This window comes from Chryseobacterium tagetis (assembly GCF_016735585.2).
GTDB classification, from domain to species: Bacteria; Bacteroidota; Bacteroidia; order Flavobacteriales; family Weeksellaceae; genus Chryseobacterium; species Chryseobacterium tagetis.
This window is the reverse complement of the sequence record NZ_JAERSE020000001.1, coordinates 519,917-540,639: the sequence shown is the minus strand read 5'-3', so window position 1 is coordinate 540,639 and position 20,723 is coordinate 519,917. Positions and strand designations below refer to the sequence as shown.

Sequence of the window (20,723 nt, the reverse complement as noted above, 5' to 3'; positions counted from 1 at the left end):
TTTATAAAGGCAGACTTTTATTACAAGGTCTGTCTTTATTCATTAAAACAAACTGGATCTTTCTATATTTTTTTATGAAGCTCTGCATCCCGTAATGCTCAATTGCTTTCTGTTTCAGTACGTTTGTGCTCCATTCTTCCCATTCTCCTGTATAGGGATCATACCCGCATTTTAAAGGTTTGGAAATATCAAGTCCTTTATTGCTTGTACTTGTCTGTTCTGTATACGCTCTGCAATCTGTGCAGATGTAACGGAACTCACAATCTCTGCAAACCTCTATATGATCTTTGGTTAAATTCCAATATTTCCTGAACTCTGGGTGATTACGAGCATTTTCTAATGTTGTATCTCTTATATTTCCGAAACTTTGTGGCATTGATGGGCAGTTTTTAATATTCCCTTCTTTATCAATTGATATTTTCTTATTAAGACAAGAATTATATTGTTTTGCTTCCAGATAAAAACCACGATCAAGATTAATATTTTTCAAATCAATCAATCCACAGCTCAATGGAATTTCAATTGTGCTTTTTATAGTAGTTATATGCACATAATCTAATGTATAAAAATCGTCTTTATTGGATGAATGCAATATGAACTGAAGAAATTTATTTGAAATTGAATGATAATTTTCTTTAATATATTCCAACAGCTCATCATCATATTTTGCAACAACGGAAATCTCATGAATACCCGATTGATTAAAGCATTTAATTTCAGAAATGAGCTCTTTTATATTTTTCAAGACGACCTCTTCTGAAAATCTGATCTGTAAATATTTGATCTTTATATCACAGATTTGTTCTATTAAATTGTCGTCAAAAACAGAAACTTTATCAATATCTAAGATTAAATACTCAATATCTGAAGGAGTTTCTCTGAATTCAGATTTGTTTTGAAAAGCAGATAATTCTTTTTCAGAATTTATGATAACGCCTAAATTATTGTTTAAAATAAAACTCAGGTATTCTTCTAAAGTTTCTAAACTCTCATCATCCAATTGTTTTTTCAATAAGGAATAATTTTGCCGCTCATCGGAAAGCATGTCAAATAATGCATTCGGAATAAACTTCAAAAAACCGGTACCTGTATCAAAAATAATAGAATTTTTAGCACCTTTAGTAATTTTTACAGAATCAAATAATTTTAAAAACATTTCTAATATAAAAGTGAATAATGTTTTGTTGAGCGAAAGATCTTGGTTTTAGAGCTCTTTTTATTTTTGTTTTCAGAATATTTAACCTCAGAAATATTATGGCTCTTTTTCCATTCCTGTAAGGAAAACTCGATTCCTCTTAATTTAAGCTTATCGGTCATAATAAATCGGCGATATATTTTTCTATCTGATAGTTTCCATAATAACTCACCTGATGAAATTGTCCCAATGGATTTACTTCTAAAAAATAAAAGTCATCATCAGATTTTATCAAATCTATTGTGCCACATTTTAAATTCAATGTTTTTGCCATTTTAAAAATTTTTCTTCTTATTTCTACAGAAAGTTGATAAGAAAGATATTTTTTGTCTCTATCTTTTATGGTTCTGATATCAACATTACCCGAAAAATCAAATGTGGCAATCGCCCAAATCTTTTTTTCAAAGAAAAAAGCTCTTATTTCATACACACTCTCTATTTTCTTTTGAATAATAGAAGGGATTATATTTTGATTTTTGTTCTGAAAATGATCAGAATCTATTTCATGTGTGTAATTCAGGTACAGTGCATTTTCAACAAACATAGGTTTCATTTCAGAAACAGCTTTGGTAATATATTTCTGAGATATATCAATTTTTGCCAAATCTTTTAATTGTGATAAAATATAAGTATCGGGTATTTTTAAACCTAAAGATTTTGCCACAAATAAAACTTCTAATTTATTTACTTCTTTAGTGAAAAGGTTACCAAATATATTTGCCCCGTTTGTTTTTAGATAATGATACATAAATCCCGTTATTGATTTAAACTCTGAATTGTAAAATTCAAGTAATTTATCATCAATTTCTCCGTTAGTTATTCCATAGTAAATTGCACCATTTCTGTAAAAAACCGATTTGAAATCATTCAGATTGTATTCAACATCATTTATAGAAATTATAAATACATTCTTTTTAAAATCAAAAAGAATTTTAGTGATGTACTGATTTCCGTTTAGACGTATGAATTCTTTTTTTTGATACAACAGCCAACTGCATATTTCATCAGTCATCGTATCATTTTCATCACTAATGAGTAGTATCATCTAACTTAATTAAATTCTTTTTTATTATTTCTACATCACTATCATTCTTAAAATTATAGCCTGAAATAACGTTATTTGAGAATACATAATCTTTATTGTTTAAATAAAAAATACTTTTATGTATTTCTTCTTCGGTTGTTGATAAACCTATCAATTTTCTTTTTCTATTAATCTCCTTTATTATAAGATCTGCTTTTTCTGTCCTTTTTTCTGGTAAAAATGAACTTTGGACATAACAACAATCAACCTTTCCATCATTTGTTATAAATTTGGAAATTTTAAAATAGGAATAATCATAGGTGTTATTATTCAAGTCAAGTAGAAAACCTGCAAAATCGGGCCTTATTTTGCCATCATTTAGCGCCTTATCAATTTCCTTAGAAAAATTCACCCGTTGAGGACTGTATAGATTACTTGCTAACTGATGCCAAATGATAAGATAAAAGTCATGAAAATGTACCGAATTTTTTATGTCCAATCCTATATTATACTCATTAGGAAATCCTTTTTTTTGAATAAGCTTAAGCAGATTGGTAGAGGTAATACTATCACTTTTTGTAAGCTCATTTCTATACACCTGATAATTCCCAGCTGATAAATTTCTGTAATATTGATCTAACTTAACTAAAGAATCTAAACTCTTCTTATATTTTACATCAATTGTATTCTGGCAAGGTATTGTTTTATACTGTTCCGGATTTTTAAAATTATTTGTTAAAAAATCATTATCAAATTTATTCCCCAAGCATTTCAGAGATTGATATTGAGTATAGGCTGTTTCTAAATCATTTACCTTTAGAGCAACCTTCATACTATTCTGCAAATCTTTAGCATGAGGATATTTGAATTCTTTGAATGCTTCTTTATATAAAGAATTTGCACTTGTTAAATCGTTATTAATGATCTTATTTTCAGCCTCATTAGTTAGCTCGTAGTATTTAATTAGATTTTTATTTTTCAATTCAAAATTTTGAGCCTTGCACGTTAAACCTATTAATAAAGAAATGTATAAAATTAATTGTTTCATATTACTAATAAAATAACAAGAGAAGTTTCTAAACTTCTCTTGAAAAATACATTTTTTTAACACGGTTTATCAACAGCATTAACGTTGAAATAAACATAGTCATCCGGCCCATTTAGAATATCACTTGAATATGAGAGACACTGTCCACTAGCAAGCTCACAAGTCTCACCTGCACCTGTTGCCTGTACATCAAAACTATAGAAAGATTTCACAGGGGCGCCTTCTCCTCCTAAAATTGTTTCTAATTTCTCATTTTTAAGTTTGAAACTTTCTAATTTTTCGAATTTTTTTGTTTTCATAAATTTTTTAAATTAAAATTATTAATGTGCTTTAATAAATTCACTATCAAAATATTTTAAAATAGTAAATTATATAACAAATAAAACAATTTAACATAGTATTTACAAATAAAAATTGATTTTACTGTCGATTATTCCATATAGAATATTTACAATACGATAATAATAAATAATTATTTGCATTCATGTTTTGCTTTGTCCCTTACAGAATATTAGGATTTCATTAATTTATCACTCATTTTAATCAAAATTTTTCAATTTTTGAAATACTATTTTACACAAAAAAACCTCTCCAAAAGAGAGGCATATACAAACACTAAATTTTGTAAACTTATTTATTAATCAATTTCTTTAAATTCTCTTCATTTGAAAGACCTGTAGATGAAGAGAGTATTTTCATATTATCGTCAATTAAAATGGTATAAGGAATTGCCTGATTCAGTTTAAAATGGATTTGTAAGGCTTCATGATCCATACCTGTATCACCAACAAAAAGTTGTTTCCAAGTCATATTTTCTTGTTTCAATGCTTTTTGCCAAGCCAATTTATCATTGTCAATTGATATTGAAATAAATTCTGTTTCATTATTGTAAAGTGGATACATTTTCTTTAATAAAGGGATTTCTTCTCTACACGGTCCACACCAGCTCGCCCAAAATATAATCAGATGTTTTTTGTATTTCGGGTCGATAATTTTGGTTCTCGCACCTTTGTCATTTTCAAGTAAAGGAACAGAAATCTTTTTTTCATTAAATCTTTTTTGATTATAAGCATATAGTTTTTTATATGTATCGCTCTGTGTAATCTCTCCTTTGAATAATTTCAAAAAATCTTCAAGTTGTTGAGCTGAAAAACTATTTTTATTTTCACCAATTTTATATAATAAATAATATGAATCAGGATATGTACCTAATTTTTCTTTTACAATTTTAAAAGTATTCTGATTAATATTTTCAAATAAATCTCCATCAATGTTATAGTATGCTTCTGTCTGTCTTCCTGTTATTAAAGGTGGTCCTATAACAGGCTTTTTATCATCAGGAAATGTAATACCGATATAGGTGTTGTAATTTAAGTCACCATTCATTATGATGTTTGAATCTGATAAAAAAACTGATGTACCCCATCCTGGTATACCTTTGTATTTAGCCTTTGTAGTAAAACTAAAAAATCTATTCACACCGTTTTTATCGATATGATCTATTCCTATATAAACAGGTTCATTATTTTCCCATTGATGAGTTAGGGTGAATATTCCATTTTTGGATTTTGTACTGTCTATTCTGTTACCCGGATAATCTTTAAAAAGATAAACAGTACCATCAGGTAAATTGGGAATATTACCTTTTATGGTAGTTTGTTTTTCTGTCTTTTTACAACAGTATATAAATAGAAAAAATACAACAAGAAAAACACTTTTATTTTTCATTTTTATAAGAATATAAAAACTGTCTAATTAGTTAGACAGTTTATAAGTTTGATATTAAAATTAAGTCTTAGTCCTTACAATGTGAAACTCCAGTAAAGCATTTAACAAATAAAACAATTTAATATATTATTTGCAAATTAAAATCGTTTTTACTGCCAATTATTCCATTTGAAATATTTACAATATGGTAATAATACATGATTATTTACGGTCACATTTTACGATGCTTTGGATATAATTAGGAGTTTTGTTAATTTATATTTCAATTTTTGAAATACTGTTTATACAAAAACAAAAAACCTCTCCAAAAGAGAGGTTTATACAAACACAAAATATGAAAAACTCAAAATCGAATTTTTATACTATTTTCTAAACTAACTCACCTTATACAATTTCCAATATTGGAAATCAATGTAAGGAAAGATTTTTTGATTGTGTATCATCACAATCTATTCTTCATCATAACAACTGCATTATTTCTAAAATTTTATATTCAGTCTCAAAAAATCGAAGAGGTTAGCAATAACACGTGAAATAGCGGAACTATCATTTTTCATCAGATCAATTTCCTCTACTTTTTCCAGATGATTGAATTTGATAGACAATGTTTTTCCTTTTGTGAACCAGGTCATATTAAGCGTATAATAGAATGTATCATCTGCATCAAGGTAATTTTTTCCAAACTCAGCAATGATCTGTTCCTTAGTCTTACCCATCAAATAATAAAATCTTTTTTTAAACACCCACATTCCTGTATCTTGAAAAATTAATTTCAGCTTCAATTCATCCCACTCTTCAAAAAATTTATTCTAAAGTTTTTATTTCAGAAAAGATTATGGAAGCAGGTTTCATAAAACCTGCTTATCACAACCGTTTTTTTCAAATTTGTTTTTTAGAATCATCTTATGGCTTCCAATACGTCCATCCTCCTCCATTGTAGACTGCAAGCCTTTTAGCTCCAGTTTTATTTATATATACCATCATTCCCGGTGCGGGATCTGCTATATCATTCGTATCCTGTACTATAGGAAGTACAAGGGCTTTAGAGTTTGATTCTAAAACCAATACTCCATCTGCCGCAGTCGTTGTTGAGCCAATAATAACTTTTGCACTTGGCTCTTCTACTACAGTTTGCGTGGGCTGTGAAGACATCTGAGTACTTACATCTGCCTCATGTCCGCTGCTCAGATCTACCCAGCCGTTGGGAGAATCTGTACTTACCACTCCATTATAATATTTTACTTTTGCCTTTGTAGCATCTGAAGTATCTAATATGAATGTTCCCTCTACCAATCCCGATCCCGCAGGAACCGTTCTCACGTAAGGTAAAATTATTCCCTTATTCTGACCGGCAGCGAATTCTAAGAGAACAGATTGTTTATTCGTTGCTGTTCCTACTGCATCCCCCATAATTACTTGTGAGAATGCGAATCCCGAATATGAAATAGCGAGAATTAGAAGTATTTTTTTCATGGGTTTCTCTTATTTAAATTCTTTAATTTTTTTGCTTCATTATTTACGATTAAGGACATGCCGGCTGAGAAAAACATGACCATGACGCATCTGAATATATCTTTAAACACTTAACATCTGTATCGTATACCATCATTCCTTCCTGAGGCGAAGCGATTGCTGAAATACTAGCTGTAGACATTCTTGTAATGACAAAACCTTGCTTATTAGACTCCAGTGCGATATGTCCTGATTTTCTTACCATTGGCCAATTGTCTGCAGAACCTGCTCCTGCTCTTTTCAATAGTGTAAATCCTAGTTTAGTATCAGGACCTGTTCCCGGTGTAAAGGCAGGATTGTAACAAGCACATGGCGCAATATTTAACCCATATCCTATCCCTTCCATACTCGTTGCTCCCACGACCAACTCAGTTGCCACGACTGTATTATTAGTCGTTGTATTCCAGTTCACTATGTTTAAAGAATTTCCATTATATAGCTCAAGTGGGAATAAAGGTCCGTTACTTGTTTTAGAACCATACAGAGATACAATACCTGTAGGACTGATTACCACTCTGATCAACGGATGAGCTGCAGTTCCTACTATGTTATACACCTGCGGAATGCTTCCTGCTCCGTACACATCTCCATCAGCAAAACGGATATTCACTGCCGGAGTCTGGCCTGCTTCAAACTGAATTTCTTGGGTAGCGAGCTGAGTCCCGTTAATATTCATATTAAATGAATTATCCAGTTTAAACAGATCCAAGACAAATCCATAATTTGCAGATGGCTGAGTAAATGTCTGCGTTACAGGATTCGAAGGAGCATTTCCATTATAAGACCAGCTGAAAGAATTTCCACTTACCGGAGTGGTACACACTGCAGCTTGAGAGAAATACAATGCCGTACTTTTAATATTGTTACAAGTACCTCCCAATCCATTATTTGCACATTCATATTCCGCATTGGTTGGTGGAACTCCCTGGTTTGTATTTGTAGCATCCGGATCAGTAACATCATTTGGTCGAAGAATCGTCGCTTTAAAAGAATTATTAGTTCCCGTTGCTGCCAAACCTGTCGCTTTAACAATAAATTTATAAGTTACTTCACATCCATTAGGTAAATCCAATACAGAAGAATAGGTTCCGGTACTTGAATTATAAGTGATCACGGAAGATTCTGTTCCACAAGAGTTTCCATTGAAAACAGCTGTCCCTCCATTTTGGAACCCAGCCGGTAAAATAAACTGGAAAGGCGCTCCTGTCACTCCATCAGGTCCGTCATTTTTTACTTTTACCGTAAACTCGATAAGATCGTCAGGAATGACTGATGTTTTATTCGGAGTAATTGAAGACACTTTAAGATCAGCAATTTTAACCACTACGCTTGTTGTCTCAGTTACAGCGGCTCCTTTTATAAACGTCCATGTATCCAGAGATTTTTCATTTCCGAACTGCCCTGCTCCTGTTGTATTTGATCCACCTGAACCCCAAGAGTGTCCGTTTATGGTACTATCGGTACCGGAACTGTTTGCTCCTCCCTGTGCAGTAGTCAATTGGCTATTGTTGGTTGGGTTTGAATTCGTTCCATAGGTACTTACACTGCTTACCTGAGAGATTCCGGTATCATTCCACCATACAAGGCTCGAAGCTACATTCGATAAATTCGTAGGATCTAAACGCTGAATAATGGTTCCATTAATATTCCATTCCATATCAAAGAAAGGGAAGTGAACTTCTGCTCCCTGTAGCTGAACAGTAACCTTAACAGGAAGTGTACCGGAAGGAACAGCATTTCCATTCCCGTCCTTACCATCCCAAAATATATTATTATCTCCCAAAACAGCAGCTCCTGTAAGAGTACGTGGAGTAAATGCAGCTGGAACAGATGTACTTTCAATCATAACGGTATAGCTTCCGGCAGCGGCCGCATTAAAATTAACATATCCTCCTTTGCTTCCCATCTGACCTATCGTACCATCTACTCCTTTGAATTTCACATCACTTGCAGTAGGGGCAACAACAGCATTCTTCAACCATGCATTTCCTCCTCCCGTTACGCCATACAGTGCACCTTGTGCAGAAGTAGGAAGATCACTGGAAGGTAAAACATAAAACATTTTATGGGTAATTTGCTGGCTTGTATCAACGCTGTTCGGATTCTGTATCTTTCCTGTTAAATCAGCTGATGCCGTAGAATTAATACTTTTATAAGTTGCCAATCCTGTTGACGGATCAATAAAACCATTGTTATTTACGAAAAAAGTAAAGGCAATCCCGTTGTTTCCGTTATTGTTTACTTTGTAAGTATATCCGTCTTTTGTAAGAACAAAAACCTGCCCCCAAAAACTATCATTCACATTATTGGTTGCCGGAATGTATAAATTCAATACATTAACGTATGAACGTCCAGGAATAAAGGCTGTGTTCGCTGTATTAATTACAGAAATATCCCAGGCTACAATATATTGAGATGTATTTTGCGTCCATGTAGAAGCACTAACCGCGGTGGTATTTGGAATTGAAGTTCCTGAACTCCTGGAATCAAACTCAACACGGTAAACTCCATCCCCACCGGAAGGAATCTGATAATATATCGGTGTATAGCGGTTGGTAACCGATGCTCCAAACAACTGAGGTCCAGCTAATTCATTCACACGATTGGCGATCTGACCACCAGAAGTATAGTTTCCGATTTGCGTTCCTGTAGGACCGTAAAGGCGAATTCCTGCCGATCCGGATCCTTGGGCGCTGGAAGCTAAAGTGATTCTTTCACCTGCTTTTGCATAGACATAATGCACTCCATTGTTGGGGAAAGGATAACTGGTGCTGGAATTGGTATCAGATCTTAAAAAAGCTCTGTTTCCCGATCCTCCACTCGGGAAAAGATTGACTGAACCGTCTGCAAAAACCTGATTGCTATACAGCAACATCAGTATAAAAAGGGAGAGGTTCAATACCCTTGATACAAAATTGTAATTTTTCATTCAAAATGATATTTTATTAATATTTTCAATTATTTATGTTCAATCTCAATACAGTTCATTTTTGAGATAACGACATATTTATTCTTGCATCTATTCAAAAAATGAAAGGATGTGGTGTTTTAAATAAAAGCTTTGATGAGTACAGTTAACTATTCAATTTCTGGTGCAATATTAGACTTGCTATTTCTTGAAAACAAGGGAATGAAAGCCCATATTCCGTAAAACGGATACACAATTACCTGTTTTAAAATCTTGATTATTATATATTTATAAAAATTAAACAGAATCAGTTATCTTCTTCCTGTTTTTTAGGAAGCAGATTGCAAATGCTGGAAATACTGAGAGGGAGAAACTGCCGTGACTTTTTTAAAAGCCGTCGAAAATTTACTCTGAGAAGAAAATCCTGCCTCTTTTGCCAACGTTGCTATTTTAAATTTATGGTAAAGAGGTTCTTTTTTCACCTTTTCTATTATATAATGGATTCTCAACTCATTGATATAATTATTAAAATCTTTTCCTTTGTGATTATTGATAATATAGGAGAGATATTTTGCATTGGTTTTACAAGATGAAGCCAAACAGGAAAGGGAAATTCCGTTTCGGGTAAACTCCGCCGATTTTTCAAATTCTTCAAGCTTTTTTAAAATCATAATTTCTGTTGTCTCGGTCATGATAGAAGAATGCTCCTTTTTTTCATAACTACTTACAATAATAGGTTCTTCTTCATCGGCTATTATCCCATCATTTTGCAATTTCACGTTCTCTTTAACTTCACCGGCTATATTGCTTACCTTTAAACTTTCTGTTCTTTTAAGATCCTTCAGGGTCTGATTCACCTTATCAAATTTTTTCCTCTGGTACTTCTGGTAGACAAGAAAAAACAACATCCCGGCAACAAATAGAAATCCGACCACAAAAATGATCCAGTTCTTAGATTTTACATTTCTTTCAATATCCCTGTTCTTATTTTCCAGATGAGTATAGGAGTCGCGGATAAAAGCCTTTGAATTTTCAGCAATCTGCTCAGAAACAGAATCTTTTTTTAAATTTACTTTAGACAGTTCTTTAAAATCCTGCTGGAGCAGATAATAATTCTGAGACGTCTCATAGATCACTTTTTTAAGTTCTATATTGGGTATATTTTTGGAAATTCCTTCTGCCAGATCAAGGTATTTTTTCGCCTTTTTTAAATCTTTCTTATCAATATAAACTTCCGAATATCCGTTATAAACCAACGCCTTTACAAAATTATCAGGCATTTCATCCAGTCTTTTCAAAGCCAAATCGTAATAGGCAATGGCTTTCTCATAATCTTTTAGATTAAAATAATTCAGGCCAAATAATTGCTCATTCTGAGCAGTCAGGAATTCATAATCATTCTGTGTGCTTGTGTCGAAATATTCCTGAGATTTTTTAAGTGCTTCAATTGATTTTTTATAATCTTTTGCCCCCAATTCATAATACGCTTTTTCCTGCATTACGAATCCCATCATCTGTCTTTCAATTTTAGGATTATTGAGCCTTTTTATCACCTCTCTGCTTTTATTGATATAGTTTAAAGACTGGTCAAAAAGTTCCAGAGACCGATATTGGGAAGCTAAAAAACCGTCAATTTTAGATAACCAAAGATCATCAACTCCATCTATGATCTTCTCGGCCTTCATCGCATATTCAACAGATTTTTTGGTCTCACCGATTTGTTTATATATCGTCGCCGAAAGCATTAAACTTTTCGCTTTAAACATGGGCGTCTCCGAAATAAGGAACAATGAATCTGCAGTCCTCAACGCTTTCTTATAATCTTTCTGAGAGGTTTCAAGAAAAGTTTTTGTATAAATCTTGCTGTACTCTTCCTGGTTTTGGCCATATAAATAGGTTAATGACAAAAAGAATAAGTTCAGAATAATCGAGAGTTTTTTCATGGAGTTGTTACGGCCCTGTAAAGAGCTAATATTTAAAAAATAACGCAAAATTAAACATACAATTCTATATCAAATTGAGTTGTAATTACCATTTTCACGAAAACGTAAAAAAACCTCCAAGCAAAAAATCTTACACCTTTGAATTATAAAAAAATGATATTTAACACTTTAACCATTAAAAAACAGAAAATTATTCTCATTAAAAAATAATTTTGTAAAATAAGCTTAGGGCTATTAATCGACCTCTTTATTTACATATTTATAAGATTTTCCGGCCCTATTTCAGGTAAGCTATTTCCCTATTATGGTTCAAAGATAGCTGATGGAGTTACAACTGGTGTTCGAAACAAAAATTCATATTCTCTTTACGTTAGATTTTTTAGATTGATTAGACATTAGTTTTTAATATTTTCTATGGTTAAATTCCTTATAATGGAATATCTTCTCTACGGTCTGTTTTAAGTTCTAAGAAAATATGCTTACCTTTAGTAATATATCCTCTCTGCGAAGTTTTCTTCAAAAAACCTCCCCGAAGAGAGGTTTAAAAACACAAAAACATGAAAAACTCTTATGATGCGAGCAGTACTTTAAGAAGTTACTAATTACTAAAATACTTGTTTTGTGTAGGTCTGGAACGGGGTATTCCCCTATTGGTTTTAATCAGAAAACAGCTACTTCTATAAAACTTGGTGCAAGGTTATAAAAAACACGAACCATCCCCAAACCTTTACTGGAATGATTACAGCAATAATGCTATATTTTCAACGTAAAATATGAGTGAATTTTCTTCAAAATAGGCGATTATAGATGCTCAGAATAATTCTGAAATAATTACCGAAAACAACCATTGATTGACAAACCCATACCTCTCTAAAGCATCAAAAGCTGTTTTACAAATAAACATAACTGTATATAAGTGCTTTAGGTAAAATTATGGTAGAATTATATCGGAATAAATTCTATACATATTTTTAATCATAGGGCCCATAGATAGTACTTTTGACAAGCAAATCAGTTTTGCCAACACTTATAAAACTATGTACCAAAATCTACTGTTTCATGTAAGGAATTATTTTCCTTTCAAAGCAAATATTAATTCTCATGTATTACTACGTTCTGTTTGTATTTTCACTTTCTTATCTTTTTTCAACGATTTTCATGTAAATGCCCAGAATATTTCATTTGCCCAAAGCATTACCGATCACGAAAAGAAAACAATCACTGCACCTTTAACCCATCTGATTACAGGAAATATTAACGGCAACAAAACAAATAAGCTCATTATGTTTTGTTCTATAATAGGATTATCTGTCATTACATTTTTAACCTACCAAATAAAGACTCATCAGAATATTTTCGCAAAATATGTCCGTAATCTTTTACAAAAGAATAAAAATGAAAACAATGTTCTTTTAAAGACTGTTCTTGAAACTGAAATTAACAAGACTCCGGTTAAAAGTCTTCACGCAATATCCACAGAAACATATAATACCATTCTGAAAAAGCTCAGTAAGTTCGAGAGATCTGAAAAATACCTCAGAAAAGATATTAATCTCACCTGGCTGTCTAATCATCTGAATACGAATACTAAATATCTTTCAGAGGTTATAAAAACCCATACAGAAAAAAATTTCAGCAGCTATATCAACGGACTTCGTATCCGATACATTATTAAAAAATTAGATGAAATACCGGTGTACAGAGATTACAAGATCAGTTATTTAGCGGAAGAATGCGGATATGCTTCTTCACAGGTTTTCGCCATCGCATTCAAGAAGGAAACCGGAGTTACCCCATCCTATTTTATAGAACAGCTTAAAAATGATACCACCCAAAATCCTGATAAATTTTCTGCTTAATGAATAGGTACCCCAAAAGGAATTTTGGAAATCAGATTTATTTTAAATAGTAAACTTCACTCATTTATCTCCAAAAAAAGCATTCAATATTATATTGAATGCTTTTTTCTTGTTTTATGAAGCCAAATGCTCCTGAGATTGAGTATTTACCTGATCTTCTTTTAAATTCTTTATAAAATAAGAGGGTGTTACTTCATTTATTTTTTTAAATGCAATCACAAAGACCTGTGAAGAAGCATATCCGCATTCTTCAGCCAGATAGCTTATTTTATATTCTCTGTATTTCGGATCATTGTAAAGTTTACGCACAATATAGTCTATCCGTAATCCATTAATGTAATTTGTGAAGTTTTTGCCTTTGTAGGTATTGATGGTTTCTGAAAGGTATTTAGGATTGGTATTAAGGTTACTGGCAAGCCAGCTGGTATTAATTTCCTTTTTGAGAAACTTCTCTGAGGTTTCAAATTTCTTCAGCTTCTGCAACAATATTTTTGTGGTTTCGTCGGGTGTATTTGCCGGTAATTTGATTTTTATACTTTCTATATCATCAGAAATTTTTGCCTCATTACTTGCTTCTTTTTCACTGTTGAGTTTAGCGATAATGTTCTGATATTTATTATGAAGAATTTTATTGCTTCTTTTTCGATAAATAACCATGATAACAGTAATCAATACAAGAAAAGTTAAAGAAATAAGAGCAATTTTCTTAATCGTATAGTCACTGTTTTTTTTCGTTTCGGAAATTATTTTTTTCACAGGAACCTCAACTGCTTCTTTTTCTATTGTTAATATACTGTCGTTCAGCTTTGAATAAAGATCAAGATATTTTTGAGACATTTTATTGTCCCCTATTCCCAGATAAGATTTTGCCAATACCATATAGCCTACTCTTCGGTTATAAGGCATGCTGTTAGATTTTTCCAGCACAAGCATTTTCTCTCCGTATTCTATTGATTTTTTATAATCTTTTTTAAGTTTATAAAATTCCTGAAGCGCCTGATATAAATCTATTCTCGTATAGGCATCTACTTCACCTTTTGCTTGATCGAGGCTTTTCAGAGCTTCCATGAAATAGTATTCCGACAGTTTTATATCTTTTCTCTTGTTTTGCGAATCCTTGTAATAGATTCCCAGATTCATGTTGACAGAAATCAACATATCAATCTTTTTCTCTAAAGAAATTTCTTCGCTGTTATCACTCACTTTCAGAATCTCTTCCCTGCTTTTTTCTAAATAATACAAAACCTTATCATCATTTCTGTTTTGATAATAAGGGCTAAGATTATAATAGATAAGTGACATTTCGTAATGACTTGTATCTGCATCAGGGATGAGTTTTGCATACTGCAATCCGGTTTCGTATTCCTTCAAACTTTCATTGTACAGCCCCATATTATCATATAATGTTGCTCTGGTGCCATATAAAGTTGCCAGTGTTTTATAATTTTTCTGATTAAGCGCCAGATCTTTAACTCTCTCAGAAATTTGCAATGCATTTTTATAGTCATAAGCATGAGAATAAACCAGCATCATATTTTTTGTGGCAGCCAGTTCACCTTTTTCGCATCCTACTGATTTTGACAGATCAATAGTTTTTTGAAGAACTCCGATCGCTTCTTTGCTTTTACCCTCTCTATTAAGAGCAATCGCTTCATCCATCAGGCGATCTACTTCTTTATTTTCAGGACACAGCAGTTTATCTTTTGCATTGAATAAGTTGAAAGAAGAAAAAACAATAAAAAATAAGCAGAGTAATTGTTTCATAAAATAGAATCATACATTTTTACATCCCGAGCAATTCGTTTTTAACCAATATAAATGGTATCCTTTTGCGAGATTGCAAATTTAACAGATCTACAGCTATTAAAATAATAATTTTCGCCTATAAATATAAAATTATTGGTGTAGCAGTAAAAGTTCATCAATAAGTAAGTCCTGTACGAAGCTTCATACAGGACTTATTTTTTTAATTTGAATTAAAAGTTAATAATTCCAGGTAAACCGATCGCCTTTTTTTAAACCAAAAGTACTTAATTTAGATCCACTCATAAACCCTTCATCGGTATAGATAATATCCAGTCTAAGTTGAGTATTCTTATCACACTGAACTATAAATCCGTTTTCCATATCCAATGTGAGGATTGTTCCCGGAGGATGAAGTTGATCCATTACTTTTTCTACAATTGTAGTCTCAACTATTCGTATATTCCATCCGTTCCATTGCGTATATGCTCCTCTATTCCATGGATTACAGGCTCTTACTAAAGCATCTACAGTCTGGGCATCAGATGTTTCCCAAAATATACAGACATCCTTCGCACCTGGTTTCGCAAAATATTTCGCTTTTGAATGATCCTGTGCAACACCTTGATAGCCGTCATTCAGCGATAGTAAAAGTTCATTTAGAAGATTCGCACCAAGCCATGAAAGATGAGTCGATAACATCCCGTGTGTCATATCTGAAGAAATAGGGAGTGTTTTTCTTACTATAATAGATCCTGTATCAATCTTTCTGTCTATCGAATGAACCGTAATTCCTGTTTCTTTAGCTCCTCTGCGAAGAGATTCAAATATGGGATCTGCCCCACGCATTTCAGGAAGTAAACCATAATGAAAATTATAAAAAAAGGATCGATTCTTTTCTAAAATTTCAGAAGGTATTTTCCAGGGAAATGTCATGGTAAAACAATAGTGAGGCGTATTTTTGAGAACCATTTCCTGTATCTGAATATGAAATTGATTTTTTGTCAAAATCAATAACGGAACCCCGGATTGTTTTGAAAGCATTGTACAGAAATCAATAACATCTGTATTTCCTTCCGGTACACCTATTGCACAAAGTATTCCTGCCGACTGTAAAGCCTGTAGCGCAGGAATTGCCATACGGTTATTGCATAATACCGCTATTTTCACTGCTTTCATTATGATTCTAAACAAGCGTATGCATTAAGCCATGTATTGGCTTCTACATTCTGCATATTTTTTATATTAATTTTCAGACTTTCACGCTCTGCTTCTGTAACAGATGCAAAATGTACATCTTTAAGTTCGCAGTTTTCTGTATCCTTAGCTTTTATAACGGTCGCATAGTAAACAGGAGCTTCCGCAAACCCATTATCAGGATTCATCCAAACTCTTCCCCGTGGTGAATCAATAGAAATATCATCAAATCTGAAATTTTCCATTCCTATAAAAAGGGCAGCTTCCCATCCTAATAAGGAAAAAAGATTGGCTTTTCCTTCTTTAATTCCATTCATCGTATGTAAAAAAGCCTCGTTTTCAGGTGTTTTTAAAGTGTTCGACCACGCTACTGCTGAATTCCAGTCTTTTCCCGGATAGGTTATTTTTTTAAGCCATGATTCATCCGCAGTAAAACAGGTTCCGTACACTGCATGATTCGCTGAAATAGTATTGCTTTCATTAAAGAAATCTTCTGCCATATCTCCACAAAAAGAAACAAGTACAGCAGTTTGCTCTTCTTTTTCAATATATTCTCTGAGAGGGGCTAAAGTAAAATCTGAACGCCGCAAAGAGGTAATATGATTAAAACCTATTGTGCCTCCTTTCTCTTCTACTGCAACAGAATAGATATAAGAGGGACGATAGCCCGCATCATAAAAAGAACAGCTAAATGCAAAATTCTTATAACCTTGTTCAATGGCCTGATTAACAATAACTCGGGTACATAAACTTCCTTGTAAAGAAATAAAATAGGCATTGGAAAGTTTGCCGTCAAAAGCAGGAAAATGATATCCACTGTCAAGTACAAGAAGTGTTTTATCTGCAGCTTGAAACAAAGGATGTACAAACTCAGCAGCAAGAGGATTCATATATCCAATAATAATATCTGCTCCCTCTATTAAAAACTGTTCACATCGTTGATAAATTTCTTCATGTTTTGCAGCAACACCAATGCTTGCAGAGACAATTTCATGATACCCCTCCAAACCGATATTTTTCAATGACTGTTTAAAGCCATCTATGATATCAAAAGAGATTGAAGGATAAATAACGGATCGTGGTAAAAGTAAAGCTATTTTCATTTTTTTTAATAAAGCCTCTAATGAATAAACCATTAGAGGCCTGTTAAATTTTCAATTATGATCTTGATGGGAAAATTCCGGATAAACAAATGATATAATTCATCCCAAGATAGGGCTGTCGTACATTTATAGGCTGGCTTCCTCCTGTAACGCTTAAATTAAATGCTGTCGAGATCGGTCTTAATGTTGTATTTGCCGGATTATCAGAATACAATCCTGATAATGCAGCAAGTGTATTATTAGTAGGTGAGTTGGTATCTCCTTCACCAGAAAAGGTTTTAATAGCTACTTTTTCTGTACCTGAAGCGTGAGTATGCATAGGCATGTTTGACAGTGTACATGATACAGTTTCACTTCCTGATACCTCTCCTAATTGATAGCTTTTAACCCCTACTGCATTCCCCGCTCCCATAGGACTTCGTCCGGCAAAATTAGGAAGCATGAAAGTTGTTATTCCGTTTCCTCCATAGGTAACTCCTAACAGAGCAAATAATGCCTGGTTTGTATTTATGTTTAATGTTTGTCCTTGACAAAATGCCCAGTTTCTAGGAGCAAAATCTCCAGCAAACATTCGGATTTCTGACATTGTTCCGTCCATAATGATTAGTTTTAAATGATTACTGATATACTAAATTAACTTCTGCTTGGGAAAATTCCTTCAAGACAAATGATATAATTGGTTGCCATAACGGGTTGTATGATATTAAAAGGAATATTACCTCCTACCGTCGTCAATGAACCGTTAACAGTTGCGGGCGCCACATAAGTATTAGCGGGCTGCGTTGAATATGCTCCTTGCAAACCTCCCAGTATCGCATCTGAAGGGGGTGCTGTACCTCCTCCTTCCGAATTAGCCGGAAAATTGATTGTAGACATTGCAGCGTGAACGTGAGCAGGCATCTGAGAGACAGTCATTGTTACTGATTCAGTTCCTCCAACCTGCCCAAGAATGATATTTGATAAACCAGCCCCTTTTCCTGTTCCTACTGCAATACGACCCCTTAAGTCAGGAACCGCAAAAGTAACCTGTCCATCTCCTCCGTATATGGTCCCAAGTATGGCAAATGTTGTTGAATATGTTGCTATGCTATATAAAGTACCGTCACAGAATGCCCAACCTAATGGTGCGAAATTCCCGGCAAATAGACGGATTTCTCCGATATACCCTTCCATAATTTAAGTGTTTGATTGTTGTTATTTTTTGTGTTTAGTTTAGACTATGATCTTGGCGGAAAAACTCCGTACAAACAGATAATATAATTCATACCCAATGAAGGCTGATTAATTGGTAATGGAGTATTTCCACCGGAAACACCAATCTGCAGGCTCAAAGGAATAGGTTTTGTGGTAGAATCACTTACCTGCGAACTGTACATTAAATCATTTGCTGCCAAGACATTGTTTGCAGGCGTATCTGAATCTCCTACATCTGAAAATGCGGGGATCACAATACTTCCTGCAGCAGCATGCGTATGTGCCGGTAAATTCAATACACTCAGTGCTACAGTGTTTGCTCCTGTACTTTCACCTAATTCATAATAAGATAGTCCGGGTCCCTGACCGGCACCGATCGCCGATCGCCCACCAAGATTAGGCAGCCCAAAAGTTGTTTTACCATCGCCACCATACGTTGTCCCTAATATAGAGAACAAAGCTGTGTTTGATCTGATTGCCAATAATGAGCCGTCACAATACCACCAATCTCTAGGGGCAAAGTTTGAAGCAAAAAGGCGGATTTCTCCAATTGTTCCTTCCATAGTTATTTGTTTTAAATTGAAACTTTTTTTAAGTTTTTATAAGATCTGAAGAGTAAAAATCTTCAATAATTATCGAATGTTTTTTACAATACACAATACTACACTGACCCAACATTCTGTTCAGAATTTGGAAATAATTATTCCCGCAAACAGAATACATAAAGATTCTGTTGCTAAGTATGTGTTGTAAAGATTTTATTAGGTGATGTACTAAGTAATCGTATTCAGTAAAGGTATAGCACCTCTTTTAAGAATTGTCATCATGGTTTCAAGTTTTTGGTTAAGCTTTTAAATCACTCTATCAAGACAAGAGTAACACAAATATACATTAATTATTATATCAAAAATACACCTAATATTAAATATTTATAAAATCAACAGAGTTTTTTCTTCTTATTTAGCAAAATACCGTTCTATCTTTTAGGAAATCATTTTTCATAAAAATTACAATATCATTAATTTTAACGTAAAAAATTAATGATATTGTATTGATTAAAATTATGATGAATAATGGTACCTCTTTAATGGAATCATCCTTTGCATACTAAAACCTTTCTCTCTTTTTTCTCATAAAAGCTTTTTAATATCATCATCATAAAAGCCAATAATCCAAATACAAAACCAATCCACGGATTGTATTCAACTCCTTTGGTTACAATCATCCAGCCTCCCAAAGTTGTTCCTAATGTTACGCCTAAATTCCCGAATGAGGTAGCCAGACTGTTGGCAAACTCCAAAGAATCAGGAACTGAAGAGATCATATAGGTAGAGGCATTCAGAAAACTCGGCGAGTACATAAACCCCCAAATTCCGATCACGACAATGGTTGATAATAAATTACCATTCGAAAAGTATAATAAGACAGGAATCACTAAAGTTCCGGAAAGAAAAAAAGCTGTTGTTTTAGTCACATTTTTATTAAGCATTTTTCCTGCGATCCATGTTGATAAAACCCCGATAATTCCGAAGACAAATAGCATATAGCTTACCATTGTTTCGTTCATTCCTTTCGCTTTATTCAAATAATCTGCAAAATAGCTGTAGGTGGAAAACCATGCGGTGATCATGAAAAAATTAGCCGCAGTACTTAAAATAAATGAAGGCTGGGTAAGGATTTTCAATTGTGTCCCATAGGATTTTTTCTCTTTTACAGGCATTGACGGAAGCATAAAATAGATAACAACTAATGCAATCAAACTTACAACGGTCTGAATCATAAATGAGTATTCCCATGACCACAGACTTGAAACCCACGTAGCAAATGGAACTGTAGTTACCATTGCAACAGTCACCCCACTGAATACAATACTCATCAGTTCATTTTTTTTATCAGCATCGGCATTAGCAACGGCAACAGACAAAGCCGTAGCAATATAAACAGGCTGTAAGAATGCAGGAAGAATCCGCACTAAAATCAGAACCCAGAACGGAGGCGAGAACGAAGAGACAAAACCTGTAATCAAAAATATGGCAATGGAGGTGAACATAATTTTTTTACGATCAAAACCCGAAGTCAATAAGGTCATAAAAGGCCCGGTAAGAGCAATAACCAAAGCAAAAGCACTTAATAAATAGCCGGCTTTATCAATGCTTATTTTATAATGTTCGGCGATTTGTGGTAAAATTCCAATGACTCCGAATTCGGTTGTAATAACGGCCAAAAATCCTAAAAAGCCAATGTATGCGTATTTTTTCATGTACAAATT

Annotated in this window: 17 protein-coding genes; 1 reads left to right on the top strand and 16 read right to left on the bottom strand. The window is 33.3% G+C overall.

Annotated features, from left to right (window positions below):
- Window position 1 precedes the first annotated feature (1 nt).
- The 9 genes from gwsS to JI747_RS02300 all read right to left on the bottom strand — a co-directional run bounded on the left by gwsS (window position 2) and on the right by JI747_RS02300 (window position 11,358).
- A complete protein-coding gene (gwsS, locus tag JI747_RS02340; RefSeq protein ID WP_225686001.1) occupies window positions 2-1,156 on the bottom strand; it encodes a grasp-with-spasm system SPASM domain peptide maturase in 1,155 nt (384 codons plus the stop codon).
- 157 nt (window positions 1,157-1,313) lie between these two features.
- The gene (locus JI747_RS02335; RefSeq protein ID WP_225686000.1) at window positions 1,314-2,240 is read right to left on the bottom strand and encodes an ATP-grasp domain-containing protein; all 927 of its coding nucleotides are present in this window, start codon (window positions 2,238-2,240) and stop codon (window positions 1,314-1,316) included.
- A complete protein-coding gene (locus tag JI747_RS02330) occupies window positions 2,224-3,267 on the bottom strand; it encodes a hypothetical protein (protein WP_225685998.1) in 1,044 nt (347 codons plus the stop codon). Before JI747_RS02330 ends, JI747_RS02335 begins: the two co-directional genes overlap by 17 nt.
- 56 nt (window positions 3,268-3,323) lie before the next feature.
- Window positions 3,324-3,566: a hypothetical protein gene (locus JI747_RS02325; protein WP_225685996.1), complete on the bottom strand. Its 243-nt coding sequence runs from the start codon at window positions 3,564-3,566 to the stop codon at window positions 3,324-3,326.
- 331 nt (window positions 3,567-3,897) lie between these two features.
- Window positions 3,898-4,995 carry a TlpA disulfide reductase family protein gene (locus tag JI747_RS02320; protein ID WP_225685993.1) on the bottom strand — a complete coding sequence of 366 codons (1,098 nt, stop codon included), beginning with the start codon at window positions 4,993-4,995 and terminating at the stop codon, window positions 3,898-3,900.
- Between the two features lie 479 nt (window positions 4,996-5,474).
- Window positions 5,475-5,711 carry a hypothetical protein gene (locus JI747_RS02315; RefSeq protein WP_225685991.1) on the bottom strand — a complete coding sequence of 79 codons (237 nt, stop codon included), beginning with the start codon at window positions 5,709-5,711 and terminating at the stop codon, window positions 5,475-5,477.
- A 187-nt stretch (window positions 5,712-5,898) separates the two neighbouring features.
- Window positions 5,899-6,468 (bottom strand): hypothetical protein, encoded by a 570-nt coding sequence (locus JI747_RS02310; RefSeq protein ID WP_225685989.1) that lies wholly within the window; start codon window positions 6,466-6,468, stop codon window positions 5,899-5,901.
- 49 nt (window positions 6,469-6,517) lie between these two features.
- On the bottom strand, window positions 6,518-9,436 hold the full coding sequence (locus tag JI747_RS02305) for a DUF11 domain-containing protein (RefSeq protein ID WP_225685987.1): 2,919 nt from the start codon (window positions 9,434-9,436) through the stop codon (window positions 6,518-6,520).
- A 308-nt stretch (window positions 9,437-9,744) separates the two neighbouring features.
- Entirely contained in the window at window positions 9,745-11,358 is a 1,614-nt protein-coding gene (locus tag JI747_RS02300; RefSeq protein WP_225685985.1) for a helix-turn-helix domain-containing protein, read from the bottom strand.
- A 1,037-nt stretch (window positions 11,359-12,395) separates the two neighbouring features.
- Between JI747_RS02300 and JI747_RS02295 the strand changes: the two genes are divergently transcribed.
- Window positions 12,396-13,217, top strand: coding sequence for a helix-turn-helix domain-containing protein (locus tag JI747_RS02295; protein ID WP_225685983.1), 822 nt, complete (start codon window positions 12,396-12,398; stop codon window positions 13,215-13,217).
- Window positions 13,218-13,331: 114 nt separating this feature from the next.
- Here the strand turns inward: JI747_RS02295 and JI747_RS02290 are convergent, their stop codons facing one another.
- From JI747_RS02290 to JI747_RS02260, 7 genes are all read right to left on the bottom strand, one after another.
- A complete protein-coding gene (locus tag JI747_RS02290) occupies window positions 13,332-14,981 on the bottom strand; it encodes a helix-turn-helix domain-containing protein (RefSeq protein WP_225685982.1) in 1,650 nt (549 codons plus the stop codon).
- 219 nt (window positions 14,982-15,200) lie between these two features.
- Window positions 15,201-16,139, bottom strand: a complete 939-nt coding sequence (locus tag JI747_RS02285; protein WP_225685981.1) for a formyltransferase family protein — start codon at window positions 16,137-16,139, stop codon at window positions 15,201-15,203.
- Window positions 16,139-17,260, bottom strand: a complete 1,122-nt coding sequence (locus JI747_RS02280) for an ABC transporter substrate-binding protein (protein ID WP_225685980.1) — start codon at window positions 17,258-17,260, stop codon at window positions 16,139-16,141. Before JI747_RS02280 ends, JI747_RS02285 begins: the two co-directional genes overlap by 1 nt.
- 55 nt (window positions 17,261-17,315) lie before the next feature.
- The gene (locus tag JI747_RS02275) at window positions 17,316-17,858 is read right to left on the bottom strand and encodes a phage tail protein (RefSeq protein ID WP_225685979.1); all 543 of its coding nucleotides are present in this window, start codon (window positions 17,856-17,858) and stop codon (window positions 17,316-17,318) included.
- Between the two features lie 35 nt (window positions 17,859-17,893).
- Window positions 17,894-18,433, bottom strand: a complete 540-nt coding sequence (locus tag JI747_RS02270; protein ID WP_225685978.1) for a phage tail protein — start codon at window positions 18,431-18,433, stop codon at window positions 17,894-17,896.
- Between the two features lie 44 nt (window positions 18,434-18,477).
- Window positions 18,478-19,017 carry a phage tail protein gene (locus tag JI747_RS02265; protein ID WP_225685976.1) on the bottom strand — a complete coding sequence of 180 codons (540 nt, stop codon included), beginning with the start codon at window positions 19,015-19,017 and terminating at the stop codon, window positions 18,478-18,480.
- 530 nt (window positions 19,018-19,547) lie between these two features.
- Window positions 19,548-20,714: an MFS transporter gene (locus JI747_RS02260; protein ID WP_225685974.1), complete on the bottom strand. Its 1,167-nt coding sequence runs from the start codon at window positions 20,712-20,714 to the stop codon at window positions 19,548-19,550.
- Window positions 20,715-20,723 lie beyond the last annotated feature (9 nt).

Bases quoted from the DNA above. Each gene is read 5' to 3' on its own strand.
- gwsS (WP_225686001.1), bottom strand. From the start codon at position 1,156: ATGTTTTTAAAATTATTTGATTCTGTAAAAATTACTAAAGGTGCTAAA.
- JI747_RS02335 (WP_225686000.1), bottom strand. From the start codon at position 2,240: ATGATACTACTCATTAGTGATGAAAATGATACGATGACTGATGAAATA.
- JI747_RS02330 (WP_225685998.1), bottom strand. From the start codon at position 3,267: ATGAAACAATTAATTTTATACATTTCTTTATTAATAGGTTTAACGTGC.
- JI747_RS02325 (WP_225685996.1), bottom strand. From the start codon at position 3,566: ATGAAAACAAAAAAATTCGAAAAATTAGAAAGTTTCAAACTTAAAAAT.
- JI747_RS02320 (WP_225685993.1), bottom strand. From the start codon at position 4,995: ATGAAAAATAAAAGTGTTTTTCTTGTTGTATTTTTTCTATTTATATAC.
- JI747_RS02315 (WP_225685991.1), bottom strand. From the start codon at position 5,711: ATGGGTAAGACTAAGGAACAGATCATTGCTGAGTTTGGAAAAAATTAC.
- JI747_RS02310 (WP_225685989.1), bottom strand. From the start codon at position 6,468: ATGAAAAAAATACTTCTAATTCTCGCTATTTCATATTCGGGATTCGCA.
- JI747_RS02305 (WP_225685987.1), bottom strand. From the start codon at position 9,436: ATGAAAAATTACAATTTTGTATCAAGGGTATTGAACCTCTCCCTTTTT.
- JI747_RS02300 (WP_225685985.1), bottom strand. From the start codon at position 11,358: ATGAAAAAACTCTCGATTATTCTGAACTTATTCTTTTTGTCATTAACC.
- JI747_RS02295 (WP_225685983.1), top strand. From the start codon at position 12,396: ATGTACCAAAATCTACTGTTTCATGTAAGGAATTATTTTCCTTTCAAA.
- JI747_RS02290 (WP_225685982.1), bottom strand. From the start codon at position 14,981: ATGAAACAATTACTCTGCTTATTTTTTATTGTTTTTTCTTCTTTCAAC.
- JI747_RS02285 (WP_225685981.1), bottom strand. From the start codon at position 16,139: ATGAAAGCAGTGAAAATAGCGGTATTATGCAATAACCGTATGGCAATT.
- JI747_RS02280 (WP_225685980.1), bottom strand. From the start codon at position 17,260: ATGAAAATAGCTTTACTTTTACCACGATCCGTTATTTATCCTTCAATC.
- JI747_RS02275 (WP_225685979.1), bottom strand. From the start codon at position 17,858: ATGGACGGAACAATGTCAGAAATCCGAATGTTTGCTGGAGATTTTGCT.
- JI747_RS02270 (WP_225685978.1), bottom strand. From the start codon at position 18,433: ATGGAAGGGTATATCGGAGAAATCCGTCTATTTGCCGGGAATTTCGCA.
- JI747_RS02265 (WP_225685976.1), bottom strand. From the start codon at position 19,017: ATGGAAGGAACAATTGGAGAAATCCGCCTTTTTGCTTCAAACTTTGCC.
- JI747_RS02260 (WP_225685974.1), bottom strand. From the start codon at position 20,714: ATGAAAAAATACGCATACATTGGCTTTTTAGGATTTTTGGCCGTTATT.